The 1622-nt window shown below is 66.0% G+C and carries 1 protein-coding gene; it reads right to left on the reverse strand.

Features of this window, described 5'->3' with window-relative positions; genetic code table 11:
• Positions 1–276 precede the first annotated feature (276 nt).
• Positions 277–1569 (reverse strand): DUF222 domain-containing protein, encoded by a 1293-nt coding sequence (locus ABZ796_RS27680; RefSeq protein WP_357341397.1) that lies wholly within the window; start codon positions 1567–1569, stop codon positions 277–279.
• Positions 1570–1622: the final 53 nt, after the last annotated feature.

Consider the following 1622-nt stretch of genomic DNA (forward strand, 5'->3'; position numbering starts at 1 on the left):
TGGTGGTGGAACAACAGCAGGCTTCACGGCGAGCTCGACTACCGCACACCCATCGAGGTCGAACAGGCCTACTACGCTGACCTTGATTCAGCCCACCCGGCGACCGCCGGACAGGGAAACCGATAGGAACGAAACCCAGGGCGAATCAGTCACGACGGTGTGCGAGGACACCGTTCAGCGAGCGACTCCGGTGGGCTCGCCGAAATACCGACACGGCGGCGCGATCTGCCCCGGATCAGCCGGTCCGAGCGTGCCGAGTCAGCCTGGTCAGCCAGGTCAACCGGTTCGGGCACCCCGAGTGAACCGGATCCGCCCATCCGGGAGCCGCTCATAGGTGTAGTCGGCATCGTGGATGCGGCGATGATCACTCGGACACAACAACACCATGTTCGCCAAGTTGGTGCGGCCGCCTTCGGACCACGGTTTCAAGTGGTGGGCCTCGGTCCAGGCGGCGAGGGCGTCGCAGTCTTCGGCCTGGCAGCCTTTGTCGCGTAATCGCAGGGCGCGGTGTTGGACCGGGTAGGCCAATCTTGCGGTCCGGCCGAGGTCGAGGATCTCAGAATCGGTACCCAGCACCACCGGGATGAGGTTGGCGTTGCAGGCCAACTTGCGGGCTTCAGCCGCGCTGATCTGCTCACCGTCGAACCCGAGCGCGGCGGTGCCGAGGTCGGCACGGAGCTGGTCGATGCTCATGGTGATGAACACCGTGGTCCCGTGCCCGCCATGCCTGGGGAGCTGGTCGACGTCGTAGGTCTCGATGACCCGGGCGAAGGCCTGGCCCAGGAGTCGGTCGTAGGGGGCTTTGCGGCCCCGGTTCTCGACGGTCAGCTTCCTGGGCTGGGCCAGCGAGTCCAGGATGGTGCGCAGCCGCATCCCGACGGCACGGGAGACCCTCGCGTGGAGGTCGATGGTGCCGTCACCATTGTCACGCGACGAGAAGAACGTACGCCGAGCGGCCCGTTCTTCCTCCCGCTGCAGCGCTTGGGCCTCGGCGGCTTCGAACCTCTCCGGGTCGATCTTGGCCAGGATCCGGCGTCCGGCGATCTTGAGCTGGTTCGCGGTCAACTCGGTCGCATGCTCCAGGAGCAGCTTCTCGGCCAGGACCAGGTCCTCGGCACTGACGGCTGGGTCGGTCGCGATGGCGTCGAGGGCTTGGGTGACCACCTGGGCCTTGTCTTGGGACACCACCCCGTCGGCCAGCCCGGCGGCGACGAGGTCGTACTTGGCGACGACGAGGTCGTACTTGGCGACGACGGCGGCGAGTTTGAGCTGGGAGCGAGCTACACCCCTGTCGATGAGGAGTTCGGTCCGCATCCACCCCGAGGCATCCTTGGCGCCGGTCTCCTCAGCGATATCACCAGCAGACGCGAGCACACGGAGCTTCAGCGCGGCCTGCATGGCCTGGAGCTTCTCCAAGCGTTCCAGCAGGTCCTTCTTCTGCTCGGTGCGCCAGTAGGTCGGGTCACTCGCGAGGAGTTCCTGGAGGGCGGTCTCGATGGCCTGCAAGGCGGCGTCGATCGCGTCGCCGGGGTTGGTGCCCCAGTGGTCGATGTCGCGGCCGAGACTCATCGGATGCCTCTCTGAGAGGTGTGTTGTGATGGGTCTGATTCTACGCTTCAACC

This window comes from Nocardioides sp. NPDC047086 (assembly GCF_040643685.1).
Classification (GTDB): domain Bacteria; phylum Actinomycetota; class Actinomycetes; order Propionibacteriales; family Nocardioidaceae; genus Nocardioides.

Coding starts and splice junctions, on each gene's coding strand:
- ABZ796_RS27680 (WP_357341397.1), bottom strand. CDS start 1,569: ATGAGTCTCGGCCGCGACATCGACCACTGGGGCACCAACCCCGGCGAC.